Source organism: Ruegeria sp. CDSC042 (assembly GCF_059610745.1).
The window spans coordinates 1-25,145 of sequence record NZ_JBXWOF010000007.1; the positions used below are offsets into that span (position 1 = coordinate 1).

Below are 25,145 nucleotides of genomic sequence, written 5' to 3' on the forward strand. Positions count from 1 at the left end.
CAGCCCGCAAAATCAACCAACTTCCCACCCAACTCAACATGCAAACCATGCAAAGGCGTGCGCTTAATATCCGTCATAAATAAACCCTTTCCCAAGCCAGTTTTCCGAGGTCATCGAATAGCTTGCAACGATGAATTTGCAGGACAGTCTGATATCACCAAGGTTCCTGTGGACGGTCTTGCGAGTCAACAACAATACCGCCCGGCCAGATTCGGGGGTGAGCGAGAATAATTTCCAAACCGCAACGAACGGCTCTGGCCCCGGACCTAGACCTGTCCTAAGACTTGCCACGCAAGAGGGACCGACATGTCACATATCACACTGGTGCGTCACGGGCAGGCCAACACCACCGCGCGCGACGAAAAGAACTATGACAAGCTCAGCGATCTGGGACATCAACAGGCCCGCTGGCTGGGGGCGCATCTGCAGGACACACGCAGCCATTTTCCCCGGGTCTATTGCGGCACCCTGATCCGCCACGCCGAGACCACCGCCAGCATGGGGCTGACTGATCCGATCCGCGATCCGCGGCTGAACGAGATCGAGTATTTCACCATCGCGCAGCTGTTCGAGGAACAGCACGGCGTGAAAGTGCCCACTGATCGCGAAGGTTTTGTCGAGCATCTGCCCCGCACCTTTGCCGCCTGGGCCGATGGCGCCATCAAAAACACACCGGAAACCTTCGAGGAATTCGAAACCCGGGTGCGCGACGCGCTGACCGATATCGGAACCGAAGGCGGCCCTGCCATCGTTGTGACCTCGGGCGGGTTGATTTCGATGGTTGTCCGGCAGGCGATGGGGCTGGATATCCCGGCCATGGCGCGGGTGGCTCTTGCCATCATGAACACGTCAATGCACCGTTTATACCCGATAGGTACACAGCTCAGCCCGGTTCTGTTCAATGCCGTTCCGCATCTGGAAGCACCAGACCGGCAGTTTGCACAGACCCACCTGTAACCCCAAACCAGAGGCTTTGTGATGCAACTTTACTATGCCCCTCGCACGATTTCGGTCGCCGTTGCGATTGCACTGGAAGAGGCCGGGCTGGACTATGAGGCGATCCAACTGGACTTTGCCAGTGGAGAGCAAACCAAATCCGCCTACAAGCAGATCAACCCAAAAGGCCGGGTTCCGGCGCTGGTGGTAGACGGTGGGATTTTGACCGAAACCGGGGCACTTTTGGAGTTCATCGCAGCAATGGCTCCGAAGGCCGGGCTGGTGCCTGCGGACCCGATCATGGCCGCCCGGATGCGCGAGGTGATGTATTACCTTGCCTCGACCATGCATGTGAACCACGCCCATAAGCTGCGCGGCGCACGGTGGGCCGACAAGAAATCCAGCTGGAAGGATATGACGGCAAAAGTCGCGCAGACCATGGCAGCGTCCTGCGACTATATCTGTTCGAACGGTCTGCGTGGACCGTTTGTGCTGGGCGAGGCGTTCTCGCTGGCCGATGCCTATTTGTATGTGGTTTGCAGTTGGTTGGAAGGCGACGGCGTCGACGTTGCAACCTATCCCAAGATCGTCGCCTTTCGTGAGGCGGCAGAGGCGCGCGCTTCGCTGAAAGCCGTGCGTGCCGCCGGAATGCTCTGATAAAGGGGACAAAATATGACGCATCTATGGGTCCGGGCCGAACAGCGCCCGAACGAAGAACGGGTCGGGCTGACCCCTGAAGGCGCTTTGGCGCTGATCGCTGCTGGCATCCGCGTAACGGTCGAGGAAAGCCATGTTCGCGCCATCCCCATCGACGGTTACAAGGCTGCTGGCTGCGAGATCGCGCCCGAGAACTCCTGGCCAGATGCACCCAAGGACGCGATCATCTTTGGCCTCAAGGAACTGCCCGAGGATGGCACGCCCCTGCCCCACCGCCACATCATGTTCGGCCATGCCTATAAGGGTCAGCATTCCGGCCGGGCTCTGCTAGAACGGTTCAAGGCCGGGGGCGGAACGCTGTATGATCTGGAATATCTTGTCGAGGAAAACGGCCGCCGGGTCGCCGCCTTTGGCTATTGGGCCGGCTATGCCGGGGCGGCGGTGACACTCAAGACTTGGGCCGCGCAGCAGCGGGGCGCGGAATGCTCTCCGGTTGGTGTCTATCCCAGCAAGGACGCGTTGAATACCGAGCTTCTGGCTGAACTAGATGCCATCGAGGCCAATAGACCAAGGGCCATCGTCATCGGTGCTCTTGGCCGCGTGGGTACCGGCGCCAGCGACCTTTGCACGGCGATGGGTGTCAGTGTCACCAAGTGGGACATGGCCGAAACCGCCAGCGGCGGGCCGTTCCCTGAAATCCTCGACCACGACCTGTTCCTGAACTGTATCTTCGCGCGCCCAGGTACGCCGATTTTTGTCCCGCATAAGGCACTGGCCGCTGACCGCAAGCTGACCGCCATCGGCGATGTCGCCTGTGACCCTGACAGCGATTATAACCCTGTTCCGGTTTATGACCGAGCAACCACTTGGGACGCACCTGCCCTGCGCGTGGCGACCAATCCGGTTCTTGATGTAGTTGCAATCGACAATCTGCCGTCGATGCTACCGGTCGAAAGCTCGGAAGATTATGCAGCACAGCTTCTGCCTTCTCTGCTGACCTTGACCGATCTGGACAGCGGCGTCTGGGGCCGGGCCCGCGAGACGTTCGACAACCATGTCTAGGAGTAGCCACGCATGGAACACCTGATCGGAGGCGCGGCAGCAGTTCTAGGCACTGTATGTTGGCTTCCTCAAACCCTAAAGACCTGGCGCTCCCGCGAGACCAAGGATCTGTCTATGCCGGCGAACCTGTTGATTCTGGCCACGTTGAGCCTGTGGCTGATTTACGGAGTGATGATTGCGGCATGGCCGCTGATATTGGGTAATGTGATCTCGATCCTGCTTGTCAGCGCGATCGTGATTGCAAAACTGAGGTTTGGCTGAACAGCCGTAAAGGAGTTTTCACATGACGATTCACTGGTGTGGCACCGGCCTGTCGGCCATTCCCGGCTTACGCCGCCTGATCGAAGGCGGGCAAAAGGTCACAGTCTGGAACCGGACAATAGAAAAGGCCAAGGCCGAAGTTGGTGACCTGACCAGCGATATCCGCGTTTTTGATATCGACGCCTTGGCTGCGGTGCTGGAACAGGGCGATGTCATCGTTTCGATGTTGCCCGGCGATTGGCACGTGCCCTTGGCCGAGCTTGCAATCGCGAAACAGGCGAATTTCGTCTCATCCTCCTATATCGCGCCCGAGATGCGCGCGTTGGACGACGCGGCCCGCGAAGCCGGGGTGGCGCTGGTCAACGAGGTCGGGTTGGACCCGGGCATCGATCACTTGATGGCTCATGCACTGATCGACGAGTATCGCGCTTCGGACGCGTTCGACCCGCAGAACCACCTGAGTTTCATCTCTTATTGCGGTGGTATCCCCAAGCATCCGAACCCGTTCCGGTACAAGTTCAGCTGGTCACCGCTGGGTGTGCTCAAGGCGTTGCGTTCACCGTCGAAATCAATTCGCAATTATGCTCCGCTGGACGTGGCGCGCCCATGGGATGCGATTACCAGCTATATCGCCCCCCTGCCCACACCCGAAAGCTTTGAGGTCTACCCGAACCGCGACTCGATCCCGTTCATGGCGCAGTACCATTTCGAGGATCACTGGCCGGTCAAGGAATTCGTCCGCGGTACCCTGCGCCTGAACGGTTGGGCCGACGCCTGGTCGGGTGTGTTTTCCGAAATCGAAACCCTGTCCGGCCCCGAAGGCGATGCACGCCTGAAGGAGATGTCGGACCAGTTCTGGGCCGAAAACGCCTATGACGAGGGTGAGCCGGACCGTGTGGTTCTGTGTGTGGGCCTGAAGGCAGAAAAAGACGGCGTTCCGGTCTGGCACAAAACCTATGTGATGGATGCCTGGGGTGACGACCGCGGCACGGCGATGGCGCGGCTGGTCTCGGTCCCGGTTTCACTGGCTGTCGAAGCCGTCTTGAACCGCGCTATCCCGGCAGGCGTTCATGCGGCCCCCAATGATCCAAAGCTGGTGCAGAGTTGGATGGCTGAAATTGACCGGCTGGCGCAGCATCTGCAGGTGGTGGATCACGCGGGCTGAAAACTAAGCCCGCACCAACCTGGATTGGCCGGGTTGGTACATCAATTCAGATGCGTATACGCGAGATCGACAAGGTTTCTACGCAATTCCGGTCCAAACAAGTGTTCAGCTGCATAGCGGTGTTCTTCGGAGCCCTTATCCGAGCCCGAAAAGTAATATTCGCCACCCGAAACACACTCAAACATGGCGCTGTCTACTATCAACCTATTTGCATATTCTTTTGACGCAGTCTGCTCGAATCCGATTGCTGTGCCGAGGTAAACAACCTGCACCAGGACCTTTGCACGCCAATCACCTTGGTCGATCAGGTCATACGGCGTATCAAAACCAGCTCCGCTGTGAAAACCTGGATATTGCTCTGCAAACTGCAATGCAATGTCTTCGCAGCTAAGCTCAGCATAGCTCGCGCGTTTTTCAGGAAACAGAGGCGGGCAATCTGGGCCAGCAAGTCGGCAGGCCTCAAGGAACTTGCGGCGATCATATGCATTGTGTGGATCGGCATGTAACGCTTCGGAAAAGGCCAAAGCCGAGGGTCTATACTCCTTTGCCCGCAATCTGAAATAGCCAGCATAGCTCCAAGCCCACGGGCCCACTTTATGGTTGGCTATGGCGTCTTCAACCAGAGGCTCAACCTCTGACAACCGATCCATCCGGCGCAAGAGTTTGGCTTTTGTCTCTAGCGAATAGTCATTACCCGGGGCAATCTCCAGCGCGGCCTCAATTGCCTCCATCGCCGCTGGGTATTCTTCGGCGCGGGCGTGGGCCAGCGCCTTCCACTGCCACGGCACGCGGCTTTCAGGGTCTTCTGCAATAGCCAGATCAGCCTCGCTTTGGGCAGCCTCCCAGTCTCTATTCCACATATGTGCCCGCATCTTGTGTCGATGGATCAGCGACCGGGTTGACGGGTTATATGCCGCCCATACCAACAACGTATCACAGGCGGCCAACTTGTCTTCCAAGTCAGCCTTACTGAAGTTGCAGGTAGCCATCAGCTTTTTACGTTCTTGGCCTAGCACCAAAACCCCAGCAATTGCGATCAAGACAATACCGGTTAGAACACGGGCGAGCTTCGATTTTCTGTGTCGCAAAGAAGCTGGGGTATCGGATGTCATTCATTCAACCAAAAGTAGTTCACCCGAACCTAAATCAAACCTGGCTGAAATTGTCCACGACCATCCCTTTATCCGATTAAACCGCCAGACAAGAAGGTGTGGAAAACTCTGTCCTCGATCCGTTGCGCAATCGCCTACATCAGATCGTTTTCCACATCTTCCGCCGATACCCCCAGCGCATCCAAACCATTTTCCAGATGATCTGACATGTGCGGCGTGCCGATCATGTAATCGGCGCAGGGGGTTGAGGCTTCGGCGCGTGCGGTGGCGATGGCCTCGGCCAGATCCTCGGCGAAAAAGCTTTCGCGCCCGATCCACATGATGGCCACCAACTCGGCCTGTTCATCCTCGCTCATGCGATCGATAAAGGCGCGCAGCTCGCCCTCGGCGCGGTTCAGCTCGCGCCCCATCAGGGCAACCTGAGCGACTTTTCTTGTCGAAATTTCCAACATGGTCCGATCTCCTGTGTTCGCGGGTTTCGAATGAAACAACCACTAGGCAGAGCCCGAGTCTTTGATCTTGAACAAACGCGTTAGCGCAGGCGCACACGCGAAACCGGCTGATCCGGCACCGGTGCGGTTCTGAACGGGCGAAAGGTGGCTTTTTTCACCCAAAGTTTAAGTGCCTGCCAGATGATCAGCGCAAAGGTTCGCCGCGCACCAAATGGGCGGCGCAGCAGCGACCACAGGATCACCCGGTTGGTCAGCGGACGGCGTGTCCCGGTCAGGGTGGCGATCAAACCGCCCTCGGGGCGGGTATAGTCGATCCAAACGCCAACACGTTCGGGGCGATAGTCGAACCGGAAGGTGTAACTTCCTTCGATTTTCTGGAAGGGTGAGACATGCAGCAGCTTGTCGGCCACCATCCTGTCGGTTGCCTTGATGGGTGAAAAGCCGGGCTTGTGGCACAGATAGCTGTGGCGCGTGTCATAGGTATTGGTCACCTCGGCCACAACCGCATAGAGCGCACCCTGCCCATCGAAACAGAACCAGAAGCTGACCGGGTTGAAGACATGACCCAAAACCCGGGGCTGGGTCAGCAACATCAGGCGCGCCGGTTGCGCCACCTGCATCTGATCGAACTGGGCGCGCAGCCAGGCGGCAGCGCCGCCTTGGCCCGGCGCCCCCCCGTGGTCCTGCGACCGCCAGCTGGTAAGGTTGGCCCGGTTCACCGAAAATAGCGCCGGAGTGGTCAGATCACATTCGGGGTTCAGAAGAATGTAGTCGACCGAATAGCGGAAGGCGTTTTCGATCGCCCCCTTGCGCCCGTGAAAGGTATGGCCCGCAACATGATCAACGGTCTGTGTCATTCGATATGGTCCGACCCGCTTGTAACCGCCCGGAGGGGCGTGGTTTTCTGAAGGTTTCTGTTACTTAGAATACGGCATCCAGCCAGGATTGGATCAAAAATATCGCTTCAGAGTGATCCGGCTTGGGACACCAACCGTATTGTGGTTATGTTTACCGAGATAGACACCGTGACCTTGGACGAGCCGGCGGCTACACCCGCCGTCCTCAAGCCATGGCGCGCAAGAAAACGCATCAAGGGTAAACAGGTGAACGGAACACAAAGCAGTTGCGACACCAGGATTGAGTGGGTGGACCATGTCAGGCGCATTCGGGATGTGCAGGATCAGGCGGCTTTTGCCGAGCTGTTCCAGCATTTTGCGCCGCGGATCAAGGCGTTCCTGATGAAGTCGGGCTCGGACGCGACCATGTCCGAGGAATGTGCGCAAGAGGTGATGGCGACCTTGTGGCACAAGGCCCATCTGTTCGATCCGACCCGGGCAACGGTGGCCACATGGGTGTTCACCATCGCACGGAACAAACGCATCGACGCCCTGCGCAAGCAACGGCGCCCCGAACCGGAAGAACTGGGCTGGGGCCCCGAGTCCGAACCTGATCAGGACGACGTGATCGTCTTGCAACAAGAAACCGCGCAGCTGCGCACTGCCTTGAAGGCGTTGCCTGACGCGCAAAGAGACTTGATCGAAAAGGCCTATTTCGGAGACCTGAGTCACCGGGAAATTGCATCTCAGACTGGGTTGCCTCTGGGAACGATCAAATCAAGAATTAGGCTGGCGCTGGATCGCCTGCGCCACGCAATGAACTGAGACAGAGACGATGAGCAAACAGATTAAGCATCACCTGACGGAAGATCTGCTGATGGCATATGCCGCCGGCAGCCTGCCCGAAGCGTTCGATCTGATGGTCGCGACCCATCTGTCGCTGTGTGACCATTGCCGCGCGCAGGCTGAAAGCTTTGATGCGGTGGGCGGACAGATACTGGACGAGCTGCCCTATCCTGCCCAAATGCGCGACAGCGCGCTGGCTGCGACGATGGCGCTGATCGCCCAAGGCGCACCGACCCCCAAGCCCGTGAACAAGGGCTGCGCCGTCCTACCTGCCCCCCTGCAGGACTACGTCGGCGGCACTGTCAATGACATCCGATGGCGGCCCATCGGAATGGGCGTCAGACAAGCTATCTTGCCGACGAGCGGCGACGCTTCGGCACGTCTGCTGTTCATTCCGGCCGGAACCGCAGTTCCGGATCACAGCCATAACGGTATGGAATTGACCTTGGTTCTGCAGGGTGCTTTCTCGGATGAAGTTGATCACTTTGCACGCGGCGATGTCGAGATTGCCGATGAAGATCTGCATCACACCCCGACCGCAGACATTACCGCAGATTGCATCTGTCTGGCCGTTACCGACGCGCCGCTAAAATTCACCAAGCTCATGCCCCGCTTGTTCCAGCCCTTCCTGCGTATCTGATCTCTGGGACCTGACGCGGTGCGCTGGCCAAATCCGGCCAATGTCGCATCGAACGGCTTGTCAGATTTCGTGCCGCGCCAGCGGTACAACGCCCGGCGTGTCGTCAGGTGCGATCTCTTCGAAATCGAAATTGTCCAGTCGCTGCGCCCGGCGCCCGGCTTTTTCAGCGCTGATCTTGATTTCCGAGATATCCTTGGCCGCCTGCCCGAAATGACGGTCCAGATTGGAAACCCGATCGCCCAGGCGATCTACATCCTTGTGCAGCAGACCCAGCTCTTTGCGGATAGCACCCGCCTGTTCCCGCATCCTTGCGTCCTTCAGGATCGCGCGCATCGTGTTCAGCGTTGCCATGCAGGTGGTGGGCGAGACGATCCAAACGCGTTTGGTAAAGCTCTCCTGCACCAATTCGGGAAACTTGGCGTGCAACTCGGCATAAACCGCTTCGGAAGGTAGGAACATCAACGCGCCATCGGCGGTTTCCCCGTCCAGAATGTACTTCTCGGAGATGTCGTTGATATGCTTGCGCACAGTTGTTCGGAACATCTGCACCGCCGCTTTCAGCTCCGTATCATTGGTCGACCCGATCAGCGCCTCATACGCTTCCAACGGGAATTTGCTGTCGATCACAATGGGGCCAGGTGGGTTGGGCAGGTGGATCAAGCAATCCGCCCGACGCCCGTTCGACAAGGTCGCCTGCAGCTTGAAACTGTCCGAGGGCAACGCCTTGGAGACGATATCGTTCAACTGAATCTCTCCGAACGCACCGCGCGTCTGTTTGTTCGACAGAATATCCTGAAGCGACAGCACATCGCCCGACAGTTTGGTGATGTTATCCTGCGCCTTGTCGATGGCCGCCAGGCGCTCCTGCAACTGGGTCAGTGACGTCGCCGTCTGTTTCGACGAGCCGTGCAGCGATTCCTTCATCCGCTCCTGCATCTCGGCCAGCGCACGTGCGGATTTCATCGCATTATCTGCCAGCCGATCGTTCATCTGCTGCTGCACCGAAGACAGGCGGGATTCAACCGTCTGGATCACCTGCAGCTGCGCATTGGCCTGCGTGTCCGAGACATGCTGCAGACCACCGCGCAGCTGCTCTTGTCCTTGTCCCAACTGCTGAACATGCTGACCCAGATGCGCCATTTGCCGCGACAGTGGCTCGGCCATCCTGGCTGACCGGTTGGCCGCTCGCAAAGACAGGAACAGCAGCAACAGGATCAATGCCACCACCCCGCCAACGATCAGAATCACGGGGTTGTTCAATGCAAATTGGGTTCCTGCAATCTCGATCATATCGCCTCGGGTGTTCTTGTTTTATTCTTCATAGCCCGCGCACCCCGCGGGATCAACTGCGTCCGAACAATCGTTCGATATCGGCCAGTTTCAGTTCCACATAGGTTGGCCGCCCGTGGTTGCATTGGCCGGAATGAGGCGTTGCCTCCATCTCGCGCAGCAGGGCATTCATTTCCTCGGCCCGCATTCGGCGGCCCGAGCGGATCGAACCGTGACAGGCGACACGGCTGAGGATCGCCTCAATCCGCGCCTGCACCATCTGGCTTTCACCCTGATCGGACAGCTCATCCAGAATATCCAGAATCATTGCGCGGGCGTTGACCTCACCCAGAATGGCCGGGGTTTCACGCACGGCAACCGCACCGCCGCCGAAGGGCTCGAGCGTCAGGCCAAAGCGAGAAAGGTCATCTGCCACCGCCATAAGTCGCGCGCAGTCGCCTTCAGACAACTCTACGATCTCGGGGATCAGCAGCGCCTGCGCCGCCACGCCGTTCGCCGCCATCTGGGCTTTCAGCTTTTCATAGACCAACCGCTCATGCGCGGCGTGCTGATCGACAATCACCATACCATCAGCGGTCTGGGCGATAATGTAGTTTTCATGCACCTGCCCGCGTGCAGCCCCCAAAGGCAGGTCTTCTACCGGCGCCTCGGAAACAGATTCCGCGACCGGCTCGACCACGCTGCCGCTGTAATCGCGGGTCAGTTCAGCAAAGCCCGGTGCCTGCGCCTGATAGGCCATCTGGCGCGCGGCGGGTGAAGGGCGGTCCATCTGGTAGACCCGCGCCGGGGTGGAGTGAGACGGCTCGGGTCGCATCGCGCCAAGCGTCGCGTTTGCGACGGTCGAGGACGCCCGGTGCCCCGCTTCGGCCAGTGCGTGCCGCAGGGCCGAGACGATCAGCCCGCGTGCGACGCCGGGATCGCGGAACCGGACCTCGGATTTCGCGGGGTGCACGTTCACATCCACCAGCGTCGGATCACAGTCGATGAACAGAGCCGCCGCCGGATGTCGATCACGGCTGAGAAAGTCGAAATAGGCCGCCCGCAATGCACCGGTCAGCATCTTGTCACGCACAGGCCGTCCATTGACGAACAGGTACTGGGCCACCGCTGCGCCCCGAGAATAGGTCGGCAGAGCGGCATAGCCATACAACCGGATACCCTCACGCGTTGCGTCAATTTGCAACGCGTTCTCGGCAAACTCGCGCCCGATCACGCGGGCCAGTCGGGCATGCAACGCGTCAAACAGATCACCATTCTCGCGGTCAGCACGGAAGGTTACGCGCCCCTCGCCGCTGCCCGAGACATCGCGCAGGGTAAAGGTGACCGAGGGCTCGGCCATGGCCAGACGTTTAACCGTATCGGCGATGGCCTGCGTCTCGGCGCGGTCGGTACGCATGAATTTCAGACGCGCAGGCGTGGCAAAGAACAGATCGCGCAACTCGACCACGGTACCCGCGCGCAGAGCCGCGGGTTTCACCGCGGACATTGTGCCACCAGCGACCTGAATCTGCGCCGCATCCGCCCCCGGAACACGACTGGTTATGGTCAAACGCCCGACCGCGCCCAGCGACGGCAACGCCTCACCGCGAAATCCGAAAGTATGAATGTTCAGCAGATCCGACCCGTCGATTTTCGAGGTTGCGTGGCGGGACAAAGCCAACGGCAAGTCCGTCGCCGCAATACCACAGCCGTCATCGGTGACGCGAATCAGCGTCTTGCCCCCATCGGCGATCTCTATCGCAACCCGCGTGGCACCTGCATCAATGGCGTTCTCGATCAATTCCTTGACCGCAGAGGCCGGTCGCTCAACCACTTCGCCGGCTGCGATCCGGTTGATTGCAGCATCGTCCAACTGCCGAATTACCGGTCGAAACTCGCTGATATTGGGGTTTGCCTGCTCCATACCCCTAGACCTAGCACATGCGCACACGATTCTGCCACCGCTATGGTATTCAGATTTTGTGCAAGAGGGGGGCGTTCGGACAATCGCGCCATGTCGGCCTGCAAGGCGACGACCTTGATCACGATTGCCCGAACAAGCCGGGGTGAGTGGTGGTCAGTTACTTAACAATACAACAACCTTAGCACGATCTGCAGATTAAGGCTCATTAACTCTGGCCGTGCTGTTCGAGTTGGCAAAGTTCAGCCGAAATACGGCATCAGCCAACAGCAGGAATTTGCCGGATCAGACAGTGCCTGGAGCGCCGGCGCGGGTCCGGCAGGGGCCGAAAACAGCCGCAAGCGCCAGAATCACACCCGATACCGTTGCGATCATTCCGGCGGCACTCACGGCATCGCGGGCACCCAGCCATAATGGGCCATAGCCCGCCAGAACATAGCCCATCACCGCCGAAACCACGGCAAATACAACACTCCATGCGATTTGAGTTTCCAATCGGTTGGTCATCAACCGCGCCGCAGCGGGGGGGCAGATGAACATGGCGATCACGATGATCGAGCCAACCGCGTCGAAGGCTGCGACGGCAGCTATCGCCGCTGTGATCACCAGCGCAAACCCCAAAGGACCGGTCCGAATACCAATCGTGCTGGCAAAACCTTCGTCAAAGGTCGAAATCTTCAATGGTCGCCAGAATACCCAGGTAAACAGCGAAACCCCCGCAAGCGTCAGCGCGATACGCGGCAATTCCGGGGGCAACCCCGCAAGCGCGGCCGGGTCCCGCAGCGAGGCCCATCCCGTTGCGTCCAGCCAGATCAGACTTTCGAGATTGCCATACAGCGCGTGTTCCACATCCAGATGCACGGTCGAGGTGTCCGTCTGCTCCAACAAAAGAACGCCCGCCGCAAATAGGGTAGTAAAGACCACGCCCATTGCCGCACCGGGTTCGATCTGACCCAGCCTGCGGATCGCCTCAATCATCACAACGGCAACCACGGCAGCACCCGCCGCGCCCAGCATCATCGGCCAGGTCGAGATCGCGCCGGTCAGAAGAAAGGCAACCACGATACCCGGCAGCACCACATGGCTGATGGCATCCCCGATCAGCGCCTGTTTGCGCAGAACCAGAAAGTTTCCCGGAAGGGCGCAGGCAATGGCCGCAAATGTCCCGATCAGCAGCGGTGTCAGAGACAGTGGAACGAATTCTTCGCCGCTCATGTTGCTACCCCCTGCGGGCCACCGATCTGCCGGTCGATTTCGGTAATCTGGTCGCGGGTCAGCACGGTTTCGATATCGCGCAGCCCGTCATAAAGCGCCGCCGTTGCTTCGTGGGCCTGGTCCGTGCGAACAACCTCCCACCGCTTTTCGTCGCGCAGGGCTTTGGCGGCGCGGGCCTTGCCAGCCTCGGTTGCCACGCCGTCGGGGCGGGCCAACCCGGCCCGGCGTAACAAACGCAGGGTCAGCGGCTCATAGATTTTCTGCCCTTGTGCCAACGCAAGCAAGCCCTGCCGGATATGAACCCGACGCTGGAATTGCAGGTGCCGCAACACCGCCGCCAGAACACCGCGAACCGGCGCCAACAGCAACGACAGGACAAACACGGCAAAACTGACAAGAACGATAAGCGGACCCGTCGGCAGATTGGGAGCCGCCGCCGACAGCGCCGCACCGATATAACCCGAGACGCCCCCGATCAGACCCGCCAGCAACACTACTCTTTCGGACCGCTCAGTCCAAAACCGGGCTGTCACCGGCGGAATGATCAAAAGCGCAACGATCAGGATCAACCCGACAACTTTCAGGCCAACCACTGTGACGGCCATAACCAGACCCATCATTGCAAGGTCGATGCGATGCACCGGCAGGCCCCTAGCTGCTGCAAATTCAGGGTCAAAGGCCACGATCGTCATTGGACGGCGGATAATCATGACAAGCGCCAGCGTTGCCGCGCCTCCGATCGCAATGATCATCGCATCTGCCCAAAGCATCCCAGCGGTAGAGCCCAGCAGAAACCCTTCAAGCCCCGCCTGTCGGCCCACACCCATGGTCTGGATCACCGTCAGCAGCACAATGCCGAAACCAAAGAATACAGATAGGACCGCTCCGATCGCGGCATCCTCGGCCAGCCGCGTGTGCCGCGTCAGCCAGTTCATACATAAAAGGCCGATCCAAGCGGATATTGCCGACCCGACGAGCAGGCCGATCAGGTTTCTGCCGTCCCCACCGAGGGCCACAAGCACCATAAAGGCCAGACACACACCCGGCAATGTCGCATGGCTGATCGCATCGCTGACCAGTGCACGTTTGCGCAAGAACAGAAATGTTCCGGTCACCCCGGCGGAAATGCCCAGCAGGCTGGCGCCGATTGCGACCAGCGTGGCGTTATAGCCAAGCTGAAGGGTCAGAGCATCCCAATGCATGACTCACCCCAGCGCGCGTGAGATCTGGTCGATCTGCGCCGTAGCCAGACGGCCGCCATAGGCAGATTGCAATGTCTTGGCCGTAAAAGCCTCGGCCACGGGCCCCTCGGCGACTTTGCGCGTGTTGATCAGGAAAACATGGTCGAAATAGTCGGTGACGGTCGCCAGGTCATGATGCACCGCAACCACGGTCTTGCCCGCCTCTTTCAGCGATTTCAGGACGGAAATGATGGCCTTTTCCGTTGCCGCATCAACCCCGGCAAAAGGTTCGTCCAGCAGATACAGATCGGCGGCCTGCGCCAAGGCGCGCGCCAGAAAGACCCTCTGCTGCTGGCCGCCTGACAACTGGCCGATCTGCCGGTCGGCAAAGTCACGCATCCCTACACGGTGCAGGCAATCCATCGCCTGCGCCTTATGCCGGGCGCGCACCCGTCCCAACAGCCCCAGTTCGCGCGACAAGCCCATCAGAACAACGTCAATCACGCGCGTCGGGAAGTCCCAGTCCACGCTGGCCCGCTGCGGCACATATGCGATCCGGGACCGCTGTCGATCCAGCCGATCGCCAAACACCGTCACCTGACCGGACAGGGGTGAGACAATCCCCAAAGCCGCCTTCAACAGGGTCGATTTACCAGCACCGTTTGGCCCGATGATCGCTGTCATGGCACCCGGTTGCACGGTCATATCAACCGAGAAAACTGCCGGCTTCTGCCCGTACGAGACGGTCAGGCCACGAATGGCCAGCGGGCTTTTTCCAATGTCGTTTTCCGGAAGGGGGATGCCCTGATGTGCCGCCAGTTCCAGCATCTCTTAAAACCCCGCCGACAGATTGCCGCTCATGCCAGTTTTGGGAATATCAGCCCCCAGAGCGCCTGCGATTACTGTGATATTGTGATCCAGCATCCCGATGTAGGTACCCTCATAGGTGCCGGGCTCGCCCATCGCGTCCGAATAAAGCTGTCCACCGACTTCGACCTGATGTCCCCTGGCCGCTGCGCCCTCGATCAGCGCACGCATCGACCGATCCGAGACCGAGCTTTCCACGAAAACTGCCGTCAGTTGCCGGTCAACCAGCGTATCGACCAATTCGCTAATCCGGTTCAATCCCGCCTCGGATTGGGTTGAAATGCCCTGAATTCCAAGCACATCGTACCCGTATTCAGCACCGAAATACCCAAAGGCATCATGTGCCGTCACCAGAACACGGTTGTTTTCCGGGACCGCTGCAAGCACTTGCTTGCCATAAGTCTCCAGTTCCGCGATCTGCGCAAGAAAGGCCTCTGCGTTTGCCGCAAAGGTGTCCGCGGCCTCGGGGCGCGCTTGTGTCAGGGCTTTTTGCACCTCGACCACGACATCGCGCCACAGGGCCGGGCTCATCCAAAGATGGGGATCGTATTTGTCAGCATAATTGTCATGCGCGTGCAGCTTTGACTTATCAACGCCTTCGGCTACCGCAACGACCATGCGTTTACGCCCTAGGTCATGGAAGAACTCTTCCATCTGCGCCTCAAGATACAGACCATGCCACAGGATCAGATCGGACCTGGTCATAGCGACGATATCACTGCGGGTCTGACGATAGGCATGCGGGTCGACGCCGGGGCCCATAAGGCCCTTCACCTCGACCTGATCACCTCCGACCTGACGGGCGGCATCGGCAATCATACCGGTCGTGGCCACCACTTTCAGCGGCGCATCGGCCCAGGCCGAGAATGGGAATACAGCGGCGAATGCCAGCGCTGCAAGGAAACTACGACGAATCATATCAGACCCCGGAAATGGTATCTTGCTAAGATGAATATGAGAACCGCTCGCAACTAAGTCAATGCTATTGAGAATTATTCGCAAGAAAACACCTATTTTGTCCATTTGGTCAAAAAATTTACCCTTCCAATGCCGGATGGCCTTCCATTTGCATCTTACCCGTGCGAATTTGATACAAACCTCCCAAAGGATGTGAAAATGGAAACGCAGAGCTCAGAAAGCCCCGTGCGCACCGCGCATCTGCCGCAAGTGACCGAGCCCCGGAACCCTGGAATGGAGCTTGATCTGGATTGGGTGCGGGCCGTACAGGTCAACACCTCGGCCGTTGAGCGCCGCGCAGCCACCCTGCCGGGTCGGCGCTCGGTGAAAAAGGACTACCAGGCGGCGTGGCTGCTCAAGGCGATCACCCTGATCGACCTGACCACCCTATCGGGAGACGATACCGTCGGCCGTGTCCGGCGCCTGTGCGCCAAAGCGCGGCAACCCGTGGCTTCTGCAACACTTCAGGCGTTGGACATGCCACCGATCACCACAGGCGCGGTCTGTGTCTATCACGACATGATCGAAACCGCTGTGGATGCGCTGAGGGGCACCGGGATTCCGGTGGCCGCCGTATCGACCGGATTCCCTGCAGGCTTGTCCCCGTTCCACCTGCGCGTGGCCGAGATCGAAGAAAGCGTCAAAGCCGGAGCCGAGGAAATCGACATCGTAATCTCTCGGCGTCATGTGCTGTCGGGCGACTGGCAGGCCTTGTATGACGAGATGAAAGCGTTCCGCGTGGCTTGTGGCGACGCGCATGTCAAAGCCATCCTTGCAACCGGCGAACTGGGCAGCCTACGCAACGTGGCGCGCGCCTCGCTGGTCTGCATGATGGCGGGGGCGGATTTCATCAAAACTTCGACCGGTAAGGAAAGCGTCAACGCCACGCTGCCCGTGTCGCTGGTTATGATCCGGGCGATCCGCGAATACTATGACCGCACCGGGTATCGTGTCGGATATAAACCCGCAGGCGGGATTTCCAAAGCCAAGGACGCACTAGTTTACCTGTCGCTGATCAAGGATGAGTTGGGCGACCGTTGGCTGGAGCCGGACCTGTTTCGCTTTGGCGCGTCGTCGCTGTTGGGCGATATCGAACGGCAGCTAGAACATTTCGTAACGGGTGCTTATTCCGCCGGTTACAGGCACTCGATGGGCTGAGGACGAAAACAATGACAGTCAAAGAGATTTTCGAGACCATGGAATACGGCCCTGCCCCCGAAAGCTCAGCCGAAGCGCTGGCCTGGCTGGTCGATCAGGGTGACAAATTTGGTCACTATATCGACGGGGCCTTCACCAAACCGGGCAAGGGGTTCGACAGCCGCAACCCGGCGACCGGAGAAGTTTTGGCCAAGCTGACCCAGGCCAAGCAAGCCGATGTCGACGCCGCCGTATCCGCCGCCCGCAAGGCGCAGCCAAAATGGGAGAAGATGGGCGGTGCGGGTCGTGCGCGCTACCTCTATTCCATCGCGCGCCTGCTGCAGAAGCACTCGCGCCTGTTTGCAGTGCTGGAAAGCTTGGATAACGGCAAGCCGATCCGTGAATCGCGCGACATCGACATCCCTCTGGTACAGCGTCACTTTTACTACCACGCCGGCATGGCGCAGTTGATGGAAAGCGAACTACCCAACGCCGAAGCGCTGGGAGTGTGTGGACAAATCGTTCCTTGGAACTTCCCGCTGCTGATGCTGGCTTGGAAGATTGCTCCGGCGCTGGCCATGGGTAACACGGTCGTTCTGAAACCTGCCGAATATACCTCTCTGACCGCGCTGCTGTTTGCCGATATCTGCTCACAGGCCGGGCTGCCCAAGGGTGTGGTCAACATCGTCACGGGCGATGGCGCGGTGGGTGAGATGATCGTGGCCTCGGACGTGGACAAGATCGCCTTTACCGGCTCAACCGCAGTGGGGCGGCGCATCCGTGAGGCGACCGCCGGTTCGGGTAAGGCGCTGACTTTGGAGTTGGGCGGCAAGTCCGCCTATATCGTCTTTGACGACGCCGATATCGATTCCGCCATCGAAGGGCTGGTCGACGCGATCTGGTTTAATCAGGGTCAGGTTTGTTGCGCGGGTTCGCGTCTGTTGGTTCAGGAAGGCATCGCCGATCGGTTCCACGAGAAACTGCGCGCCCGAATGGACACTCTGCGCATCGGTGATCCATTGGACAAATGCATCGACGTGGGTGCTGTGGTCGACCCGGTCCAGTTGCAGACCATCAAGAGCATGGTCGACAGCAACACCGCGGGTCACGTTTATCAGGCGGCTGGCGCGCTGCCCGAAAATGGCTGTTTCTACCCGCCAACGCTGATCTCGGGCCTCGAAACCTCCGATCAACTGATGCAGGAGGAAATTTTCGGTCCGGTGCTGGTGTCCTCGACCTTCCGTACTCCGGAAGAGGCGGTTGAGCTGGCCAACAACACCCGTTACGGGCTGGCGGCGACGGTATGGACCGAGAACGTGAACCTTGCACTGGATATCGCACCGAAGCTGGTCGCGGGCGTTGTCTGGGTGAATGCCACCAATCTGTTCGATGCCGCAGCCGGGTTCGGCGGTGTGCGCGAAAGCGGCTTTGGCCGCGAAGGTGGCTGGGAAGGTCTGACCGCTTACACCAAGCCCAAAGGCAAAGGCAAACCATTGGCCAAGGCCGAGGCCGCGATGGGCGAAGGTGCCCCGGTCGATCCGATTGACCGTACTGCTAAAATGTATGTAGGCGGCAAACAGGCCCGTCCTGACAGCGGATATTCGAAACCCGTCTGGGGCAAGTCTGGACTGCTGGGCCATGTGGGTCTGGCCAACCGCAAAGACGTCCGCAACGCGGTCGAGGCCGCAGCGGGGGCCAAGGGTTGGTCCAAGACCACCGGCCATCTGCGGGCACAGATCCTGTATTACATCGGCGAAAACCTCTCGGCCCGCGCGGGTGAATTCGCTGCGCGCCTTGATGCCATGACCGGAAGGAAAGACGGTGCGAAAGAGGTCGAAGCCGCGATCCAGCGCCTGTTCACCGCCGCTGCCTGGGCCGACAAGTATGACGGCCAGGTGCACGGCGTTCCGATCCGGGGCGTGGCCATTGCCATGAAAGAACCTGTCGGCGTGATCGGCGCGCTCTGTGCTGACGAGGCGCCGCTGCTGGGTCTGGTCTCGGCCATGGCGCCTGCGGTTGCGATGGGCAACCGGGTGGTTCTTGCGGCAAGCGAGCCTTACCCGCTGGCGGCGACGGATTTCTACCAAATCCTCGAAACCTCGGACGTGCCCGCTGGCGTGGTCAACATCCTGACTGGCAGCCACACGGAACTGGCGAAGCCGCTGGCTTCGCATCTGAATGTGGATGCGATCTGGTCATTCTCGTCTACCGATCTGTCGGCCGAGATCGAGCGGGCTTCGGCCGGGAACCTGAAACGGAGTTGGGTTAATAACGCCATGGCAACCGACTGGCACGAGGATCAGACTCGCCGCTTCCTGCAGGCTGCGACCGAGGTTAAAAACATCTGGGTGCCCTACGGCGAGTAGGGCCCCAGCCCTGGAAAACCCAGGGTGCAAACAGTTTGTTCGGGTACAGATGGCGCGCTGCTGCATAGAGTGATCATTGAATGAACATAACGATGATTAACATGTGACATTGTTCATATACAGCGCCGCCACTATCCCTCAGCTTGGACCCAGTCTTAACAAGGTTGGATCGGTCCATGCTGAGTTTTCCATACGAGTTTCCTGAACTGGTACAGGTCGCCACGATGATCGGCGTCTTTGGCGCGGGCCTCTACATCACCAGCTACTTTCTGCTGCAGATGGGGATCATCCGGGGCAACGGCAGCCTCTACCCCCTGCTTGTGATCGCCGCAGCCGGATGTGTTCTATTCAGCATGTCGGAAGAGTTCAATCTGGCGGGCTCGATCATTCAGCTGGCCTATATCTCGATCTCGATCCTGGGCTTGCTGCGCGGGTTTCTGTCCCGGCATTTGCTTCGGTTCTCAGATGACGAACGTCAGTTCATCGCCCTGCACCTTGAATCGCTGAAACCCCACCAAGCCCGGAAACTGTTGAACACCGCCGCCGTCAAGACCTATGAAAACGGTGACATCCTGATCGAAGAAGGCAAGACAACCGACTTTTTGGGCTTTGTCTTAAAGGGGCGGACCACGATCCTGAAAAACGGCCGGGTCATCAACCAATGTGGCGAAGATGAGATTTTGGGAGAGCTGACCTTTGGCCTTGGGCTGCCTGCCACAGCCACGGTAATAGCCACCGAACCCACTAAATGCCTGGTCTTCGACAATATCAGCCTGATGCGCTTGCTGCGGCGGAGCCGCCATATCGACGATGCATTGAAAGCAGCGCATTTCCGACATACACGGCAAAAGCTGTTGAACAGCAACAAGCACACGCTGCAGGCCCAGAGAAGACCTGCAGCGGCCTAAGGGTCAGCCGTCCAGACCTTCGGGTTTGCCAACGATGGTAAAGTGCAAACCATCTGGGTCCAGCAGTTCGGACGCCACCCGGTTCACATCCTCGAGCGTCACTGCATTTACCTTGTCATTGCGTGTGGCGATATAGTCGATAGGCAAATCCTCCATCTGCATACCCACCATGATCCCGGCGATCTGGCTGTTGCCATCAAAGCGCAGCGGATAGGCACCGGTCAGATAGGTCTTGGCGTCGTCCAACTCCTTCTGAGTGACCCCTTCGGATGCGGCGCGCGCCCATTCGTTGCGGATCACATCAACGGCTTCGGCGATACGGTCATTGGCAGAGGACACCGACCCAAGATACACAGAGGCCAGATCCTTTGGCACCAGATAGGTCGCCACGCCATAGGTCAGACCGCGTTTTTCGCGCACTTCCTGCATCAGGCGGCTTTCGAAACCCCCGCCGCCAAGAATGTGGTTCAACAGATAGGCGGAAAAGAAATCCGGGTCGTCGCGGTCGATCCCGGCATGGCCGAACAGAGCCACCGATTGCGGCGTATCGAACTCGATCACGCTCACTCCGCCAGTGATCGTCACATCGGCCCGCTTAGGGATCGGTTTGCCGGTATCCGGCAGATCAAGCAAGAGCTCGTCCAGCACCGCGCCCAGTTCCTCTGGGGTGATATCGCCGACCGCGCCTACATACAGACGATCCTTGGTAAACACGTTCTCATATGCCGTGACCACATCATCGCGGGTCAAGGCACTGACACTTTCGATCGTGCCCTTACCTTCGGAACCGTAGGGGTGATCGCCATAGGCCATTTCCGCGAAGCTGCGCCCGGCAATGTCACTGGGGCTGGTCTGATCTGACCGCAGACCCGACAGAACCTGAGCGCGAACACGGTCTACAGCATCCTGATCGAAACGCGGTTCGTGAATCGTGGTCCGCAACAGGTCAATCACCTCATCCCTGTTTTCGGTCAGAAACTGTGCCGAGATCGACACTGAATCGTCCGAGGCGCTATACCCGAACGACGCGGCCAGAGATTCCAGCTCGCGCGCATAGGTGCGGGCATCCATCTCGCCTGCGCCTTCTTCGATCAGGCCGCTCATCAGATACACCGCGCCGCGCTTTGTCGGGTCGTCCAGCGACGTGCCACCGCGGAACCGCAGCTCCAGGGCGGTGAAGGGGATCGAGTGATCCTCGACCAGCCATGCGGTGATGCCACCCGGCGAGGTGACTTCTTCAATCTCGATCTCGGCCCATGCAGGAACTGCGATGACCAAAGCAATCAGAGTTACAAATATCCGCTTCATTGCGTTACCTCATCGTCTCGCATCAGCCAGCCCGTGACCGAGGTTTCAGGCTGCAGCACTTCGCGCGCGGCGGCGATGATCTGATCACCGGTCACCGCCTGCAGGACATCAGGCCAAGCCTGTACATCTTCGACCGTCAGCCCGCTGGTCAGGGCACGGCCATAGCGATTGCCGATCCCGTCCACATTGTCACGCGCATAGGTCTGCGCGGCGCGCAGCTGCATTTTGATCCGATCCAGATCCTCTTCGTTCACACCTTCGGCGATGAAATCGGTCACGGCCTGATCCATCGCATCCTCGGCCTCTTGCAGCGACACGCCTTCGGCCGGAACAACCAGCAGATCAAATGTGGTATCGTCAAGCGACACGCCACGGTAGAACGCGCCGGTATAGACGACCTTTTGCTGCTCGAACTGCAGTTTTTCATTCAGGTACGACGTCGTGCTGCCCCCCAGTAGTTCAGCCAGAAGGAACAGGGCGGCGGCTTTTTCCTGCGCACCTGCGTCCCGTTCGGGTGCAAGATAGCTGCGCTGAACATAGGGCTGCGATACGCGCGCATCCTTAAAGGTCAGACGGCGTTCAGCGGTTTGTGGCGGCTCCTGTGATCGCACCCGTTCGGGCAGGTCCGGGTTTGCCGGGATTACCCCGTAATATTGCTCGGCCAGGGATTTGACCTCGTCTGGCTCAACATCGCCGGTCACCACCAGGATGGCGTTATTTGGCGAATAGTGGATCTGATAGAAGGACAGTGCATCGTCCAGGTCCAGCGTTTCCATCTCATGTTTCCAACCGATAACGGGGACACCATAGCGGTGGTTGAGGTATTGCGCCGCGCTGACCTGTTCACCGAACAGGGCGCGCGGGTTGTTTTCGGTACGCTGGTTACGTTCTTCCAGGATCACGTCGCGCTCGGTGGCGATGTCGTCATCGGACAGGCGGATATTGCGCATCCTGTCTGACTCCATCCGCATCATCAGCTCAAGCCGGTCGGCAGCGACACGCTGAAAATAGGCCGTGTAATCATACGAGGTGAACGCGTTGTCATTGCCGCCATTGGCCGCGACGGTGGCAGAAAACTCGCCCGCCTCCAGCGTGTCGGTGGCCTTGAACAACAGGTGTTCCAGAAAATGCGCCACACCGGACGAACCAACCGGCTCATCCGCCGATCCGGCGCGATACCAGACCATGTGCTGCACGACTGGGGCGCGGTGATCCTCGATCACGACAACGTCCATACCGTTATCCAGCGTAAAGGTGGTGACCGCCTCGTGCCCATCTTCGGCAAAAACCGGGGTGGCGGCGATCAGAGCAGCCGACAGTGCCAGAGCCCGAACCATGGGGCATCCTCCGTTTCGTTTCTGGTGTTCAAACTACGGTGGTGCCGCCCGGGTTCAACCCCGATGACGGAAAGTTAAGAATTATTCATTGACCGGCGGCGCCGATGGCGTTTCGATCCCAGCGTTCCGCGCAGCCTGGGTTTGCTTGTTCGGATCTATAGCCCAGCGACGGTAAACCTGCGAATATCGGTCTACGTTGAACAGCCGCAGACGGGTCCAACGCCCCTGACGCTTGCGGAAATCCGCATCTTCTTGGTTGACGACCTGCCGTGTGTTTGACGGAACGCCATATCGGCTGGAGGCCGTGACAAGCGCGCCATCAGAGGCAGGCACAGCGGTATTTGGATTCGAAGCAGCCGGATTCCCGCCCAGCGCGGCAATAGCATCCCCTGTGGGATTGGCATCGGTCAGGTTGGTGCCACCCGGTGTCGGTGCGGGCAAAGAGTTGTAGTTCTCGGGCTGGGTCAGAGGTTTGACCGGCAGAATCGCAAACTCGTCCGGGCCCGGGCCCGGCGGCTCGAGGTGGCGCAGACCGATATCCGAACATCCCGCAACCGCAAGACTCATAGTCACAACAAATATGGAACGCGGCAACCGCATGAAAGTCTCCAGCCTGTTTCAGGCGCTTTTATCGTATTTCCAAACCCGCGTCACGAGGGCTTTTTCCTATCAAACAGCACCAACCCGAACGCACCTGCGAATATGAATACATCGGCCAGATTGAACACATAGGGGTTGTCGAAACCACAGCAGGACATGTTCAGAAAATCCAGCACATATCCGTACAACACGCGGTCCACCACATTGCCAAGCGCACCGCCGATCAGCAGGCCGCCACAGACCAACATGAGCTTTGAGGGGGCCGTGCGCATCAACCAAATCAACACGCCCACTGAAATCACCAGTGAAACTCCGATCAGAGCCCAGCGCGCGGCGTCGCCATTGCCCTGAAACAGGCCGAAATTGATGCCGCGATTCTCGCCATATCTGAACACCAGAAAGGGCGGCAGAACGCTGATCGGCTCTTCGGCCACGCGCATCACATGAACGACAAGGTACTTGCTGATCTGGTCGATCAGAAACGCGGTCAGCGCCGCCCAGAGGAGCAATCGGGCACGCATCAGTGACGGAAATGCCGCATGCCGGTAAAGACCATGGCCAGACCGGCCTCATCTGCGGCGGCGATCACGTCGTCATCCCGCATCGAGCCGCCAGGCTGAATCACGCAGGTGGCCCCGGCCTCTGCGGCCTCCATCAAACCGTCGGGAAAGGGGAAGAACGCGTCCGACGCCACCGCTGAGCCGATGGTCAGCGGCTGTGGCAGGCCCAGAACATCGGCCATGCGCTCGGCCTTCTTGGCCGCGATCAGCGCCGAATCCACGCGGCTCATCTGGCCAGCGCCGACACCCACGGTCGCGCCGTCCTTAACATAGACGATGGCGTTGGATTTCACGTGCTTTGCCACCTTCCAGGCAAACAGAAGGTCGCGCATCTGTTCATCCGTCGGGGCCTTTTTGGTGACAACCGTCAGGTCATCCATGCCGACGAAACCGTTATCCTTGTCTTGCACCAACAGACCGCCCGCGACCTGACGCACGGTTTTGCCACCGGCGGTCACATCCGGCAGGCCTTCGGTCGTCAGAAGGCGCAGGTTTTTCTTGGCGGCAAAGATCGCCTTGGCCTCATCCGAGGCGCCAGGTGCGATAACAACCTCGGTGAAAATCCCTGTGATCTCCTGCGCGGTTTCAGCGTCCAGCGGCTGATTCAGGGCCACGATCCCGCCAAAGGCCGAGGTACGGTCACAGTCGAACGCGGCCTTATAGGCGTCCAGCAGCGTGCCTCCTGTCGCAACGCCACACGGGTTGGCATGTTTGATGATGGCACAGGCCGCACCCTTGACGGGATCGAATTCCGCGACCAGCTCAAACGCCGCATCAGTGTCGTTGATGTTGTTATAGCTCAGTTCCTTGCCCTGATGCTGAAGGGCGGTCGCCACACCGGGTCGGTTGGTACCGTCGGTATAAAATGCAGCGGTCTGATGGCTGTTCTCGCCATAGCGCAGTGTCTGTTTCAACTCGCCCGCAAAAGCGCGGCGTTTGGGGGCCTCAAGCTGCAGTGCATCAGCCATCCAGTTCGACACGGCGGTATCGTAAGCAGCGGTGCGGGCATAGGCCTTTTGGGCCAACCACTGACGGAAACCATATGCGGTCTTGCCATAATTCTCGTCCAGCTGATCCAACAGCGACGAGTAATCCTCGACATCGACCACGACATTGACAAACGCGTGGTTCTTGGACGCGGCGCGGATCATCGCCGGGCCGCCGATGTCGATATTCTCGATACATTCGTCATAGCCAGCGCCTTTAGCCACGGTCGCCTCGAACGGATAGAGGTTCACCACCAGCAAGTCGATCGCGTCGATGCCGTGTTCGTTCATCGCGGCGACATGGGTGTCATTGTCACGCAAGGCCAGCAAGCCGCCATGCACCATCGGGTGCAGCGTTTTGACCCGGCCATCCATCATCTCGGGGAAACCGGTGATCTCGCTGACATCCTTCACCTCCAACCCCGCATCGCGCAACGCTTTTGCTGTGCCGCCGGTCGACAACAACTCGACCCCGCGGTCGGCCAGCGCCTTACCCAGCTCGATCAGCCCGGTCTTGTCGGATACGGAAAGCAACGCGCGGCGCACGGGGTGAAGATCGGTCATGG

The 25,145-nt window shown here is 59.2% G+C and carries 24 protein-coding genes; 10 read left to right on the forward strand and 14 right to left on the reverse strand.

All coding sequences use genetic code 11. The features are described 5' to 3' along the window. Positions 1-306: 306 nt before the first annotated feature. Genes AC2FHX_RS14355 through AC2FHX_RS14375 form a run of 5 tightly spaced genes read left to right on the forward strand, consistent with a single transcriptional unit; the run spans position 307 to position 4,081 of the window. Entirely contained in the window at positions 307-957 is a 651-nt protein-coding gene (locus tag AC2FHX_RS14355) for a histidine phosphatase family protein (RefSeq protein WP_142640087.1), read from the forward strand. A 21-nt stretch (positions 958-978) separates the two neighbouring features. Next, a complete protein-coding gene (locus AC2FHX_RS14360; RefSeq protein WP_281973761.1) occupies positions 979-1,593 on the forward strand; it encodes a glutathione S-transferase family protein in 615 nt (204 codons plus the stop codon). Between the two features lie 15 nt (positions 1,594-1,608). Beyond that, positions 1,609-2,655 (forward strand): saccharopine dehydrogenase, encoded by a 1,047-nt coding sequence (locus AC2FHX_RS14365; protein WP_496702604.1) that lies wholly within the window; start codon positions 1,609-1,611, stop codon positions 2,653-2,655. A gap of 12 nt (positions 2,656-2,667) precedes the next feature. Continuing rightward, the gene (locus AC2FHX_RS14370; protein ID WP_142640081.1) at positions 2,668-2,916 is read left to right on the forward strand and encodes a SemiSWEET family sugar transporter; all 249 of its coding nucleotides are present in this window, start codon (positions 2,668-2,670) and stop codon (positions 2,914-2,916) included. A gap of 22 nt (positions 2,917-2,938) precedes the next feature. Then, positions 2,939-4,081, forward strand: a complete 1,143-nt coding sequence (locus AC2FHX_RS14375) for a saccharopine dehydrogenase family protein (protein ID WP_496702602.1) — start codon at positions 2,939-2,941, stop codon at positions 4,079-4,081. 41 nt (positions 4,082-4,122) lie between these two features. On the opposite strand, the gene AC2FHX_RS14380 is transcribed toward AC2FHX_RS14375, so the two are convergent. The 3 genes from AC2FHX_RS14380 to AC2FHX_RS14390 form a co-directional block, all read right to left on the reverse strand. Beyond that, positions 4,123-5,070, reverse strand: coding sequence for a tetratricopeptide repeat protein (locus tag AC2FHX_RS14380; protein WP_496702600.1), 948 nt, complete (start codon positions 5,068-5,070; stop codon positions 4,123-4,125). Positions 5,071-5,327: 257 nt separating this feature from the next. Beyond that, entirely contained in the window at positions 5,328-5,645 is a 318-nt protein-coding gene (locus tag AC2FHX_RS14385; RefSeq protein WP_496702598.1) for a DUF3775 domain-containing protein, read from the reverse strand. An 80-nt stretch (positions 5,646-5,725) separates the two neighbouring features. After that, on the reverse strand, positions 5,726-6,502 hold the full coding sequence (locus AC2FHX_RS14390) for a DUF1365 domain-containing protein (protein ID WP_271952155.1): 777 nt from the start codon (positions 6,500-6,502) through the stop codon (positions 5,726-5,728). A gap of 147 nt (positions 6,503-6,649) precedes the next feature. On the opposite strand from AC2FHX_RS14390, the gene AC2FHX_RS14395 reads away from it, so the two are divergent. After that, positions 6,650-7,306, forward strand: coding sequence for a sigma-70 family RNA polymerase sigma factor (locus AC2FHX_RS14395; RefSeq protein WP_271952154.1), 657 nt, complete (start codon positions 6,650-6,652; stop codon positions 7,304-7,306). A gap of 10 nt (positions 7,307-7,316) precedes the next feature. Further along, on the forward strand, positions 7,317-7,967 hold the full coding sequence (locus tag AC2FHX_RS14400) for a ChrR family anti-sigma-E factor (protein WP_271952153.1): 651 nt from the start codon (positions 7,317-7,319) through the stop codon (positions 7,965-7,967). Between the two features lie 60 nt (positions 7,968-8,027). On the opposite strand, the gene AC2FHX_RS14405 is transcribed toward AC2FHX_RS14400, so the two are convergent. The 6 genes from AC2FHX_RS14405 to AC2FHX_RS14430 form a co-directional block, all read right to left on the reverse strand. Continuing rightward, the gene (locus tag AC2FHX_RS14405) at positions 8,028-9,257 is read right to left on the reverse strand and encodes a DNA recombination protein RmuC (RefSeq protein WP_496702596.1); all 1,230 of its coding nucleotides are present in this window, start codon (positions 9,255-9,257) and stop codon (positions 8,028-8,030) included. A 52-nt stretch (positions 9,258-9,309) separates the two neighbouring features. After that, complete coding sequence (gene mutL / locus AC2FHX_RS14410) at positions 9,310-11,160, reverse strand: DNA mismatch repair endonuclease MutL (RefSeq protein WP_496702594.1); 1,851 nt, start codon at positions 11,158-11,160, stop codon at positions 9,310-9,312. Positions 11,161-11,442: 282 nt separating this feature from the next. Next, positions 11,443-12,372 (reverse strand): metal ABC transporter permease, encoded by a 930-nt coding sequence (locus tag AC2FHX_RS14415; protein ID WP_496702592.1) that lies wholly within the window; start codon positions 12,370-12,372, stop codon positions 11,443-11,445. Further along, complete coding sequence (locus AC2FHX_RS14420) at positions 12,369-13,574, reverse strand: metal ABC transporter permease (protein ID WP_496694593.1); 1,206 nt, start codon at positions 13,572-13,574, stop codon at positions 12,369-12,371. The genes AC2FHX_RS14415 and AC2FHX_RS14420 overlap by 4 nt, the downstream gene beginning before the upstream one ends. Positions 13,575-13,577: 3 nt before the next feature. Then, positions 13,578-14,381: a metal ABC transporter ATP-binding protein gene (locus AC2FHX_RS14425; RefSeq protein WP_142640060.1), complete on the reverse strand. Its 804-nt coding sequence runs from the start codon at positions 14,379-14,381 to the stop codon at positions 13,578-13,580. A 3-nt stretch (positions 14,382-14,384) separates the two neighbouring features. Further along, complete coding sequence (locus tag AC2FHX_RS14430; RefSeq protein ID WP_271952144.1) at positions 14,385-15,338, reverse strand: metal ABC transporter solute-binding protein, Zn/Mn family; 954 nt, start codon at positions 15,336-15,338, stop codon at positions 14,385-14,387. A gap of 198 nt (positions 15,339-15,536) precedes the next feature. On the opposite strand from AC2FHX_RS14430, the gene deoC reads away from it, so the two are divergent. The 3 genes from deoC (at position 15,537) to AC2FHX_RS14445 (ending at position 19,788) form a co-directional block, all read left to right on the forward strand. Next, the gene (gene deoC / locus AC2FHX_RS14435) at positions 15,537-16,535 is read left to right on the forward strand and encodes a deoxyribose-phosphate aldolase (protein WP_496702589.1); all 999 of its coding nucleotides are present in this window, start codon (positions 15,537-15,539) and stop codon (positions 16,533-16,535) included. An 11-nt stretch (positions 16,536-16,546) separates the two neighbouring features. Then, positions 16,547-18,880: an aldehyde dehydrogenase family protein gene (locus tag AC2FHX_RS14440; RefSeq protein ID WP_496702588.1), complete on the forward strand. Its 2,334-nt coding sequence runs from the start codon at positions 16,547-16,549 to the stop codon at positions 18,878-18,880. Positions 18,881-19,056: 176 nt separating this feature from the next. Then, positions 19,057-19,788, forward strand: a complete 732-nt coding sequence (locus tag AC2FHX_RS14445; RefSeq protein WP_281996041.1) for a Crp/Fnr family transcriptional regulator — start codon at positions 19,057-19,059, stop codon at positions 19,786-19,788. Between the two features lie 3 nt (positions 19,789-19,791). On the opposite strand, the gene AC2FHX_RS14450 is transcribed toward AC2FHX_RS14445, so the two are convergent. From AC2FHX_RS14450 to purH, 5 genes are all read right to left on the reverse strand, one after another. Further along, complete coding sequence (locus AC2FHX_RS14450; protein WP_271952138.1) at positions 19,792-21,096, reverse strand: M16 family metallopeptidase; 1,305 nt, start codon at positions 21,094-21,096, stop codon at positions 19,792-19,794. Next, a complete protein-coding gene (locus AC2FHX_RS14455; protein WP_142640049.1) occupies positions 21,093-22,433 on the reverse strand; it encodes a M16 family metallopeptidase in 1,341 nt (446 codons plus the stop codon). The genes AC2FHX_RS14450 and AC2FHX_RS14455 overlap by 4 nt, the downstream gene beginning before the upstream one ends. An 81-nt stretch (positions 22,434-22,514) precedes the next feature. Then, complete coding sequence (locus tag AC2FHX_RS14460; RefSeq protein ID WP_271952136.1) at positions 22,515-23,033, reverse strand: DUF3035 domain-containing protein; 519 nt, start codon at positions 23,031-23,033, stop codon at positions 22,515-22,517. Between the two features lie 50 nt (positions 23,034-23,083). Further along, positions 23,084-23,554 carry a signal peptidase II gene (gene lspA, locus AC2FHX_RS14465; RefSeq protein ID WP_496693040.1) on the reverse strand — a complete coding sequence of 157 codons (471 nt, stop codon included), beginning with the start codon at positions 23,552-23,554 and terminating at the stop codon, positions 23,084-23,086. Beyond that, positions 23,554-25,143, reverse strand: a complete 1,590-nt coding sequence (gene purH / locus AC2FHX_RS14470; protein WP_496702586.1) for a bifunctional phosphoribosylaminoimidazolecarboxamide formyltransferase/IMP cyclohydrolase — start codon at positions 25,141-25,143, stop codon at positions 23,554-23,556. Before purH ends, lspA begins: the two co-directional genes overlap by 1 nt. Positions 25,144-25,145 lie beyond the last annotated feature (2 nt).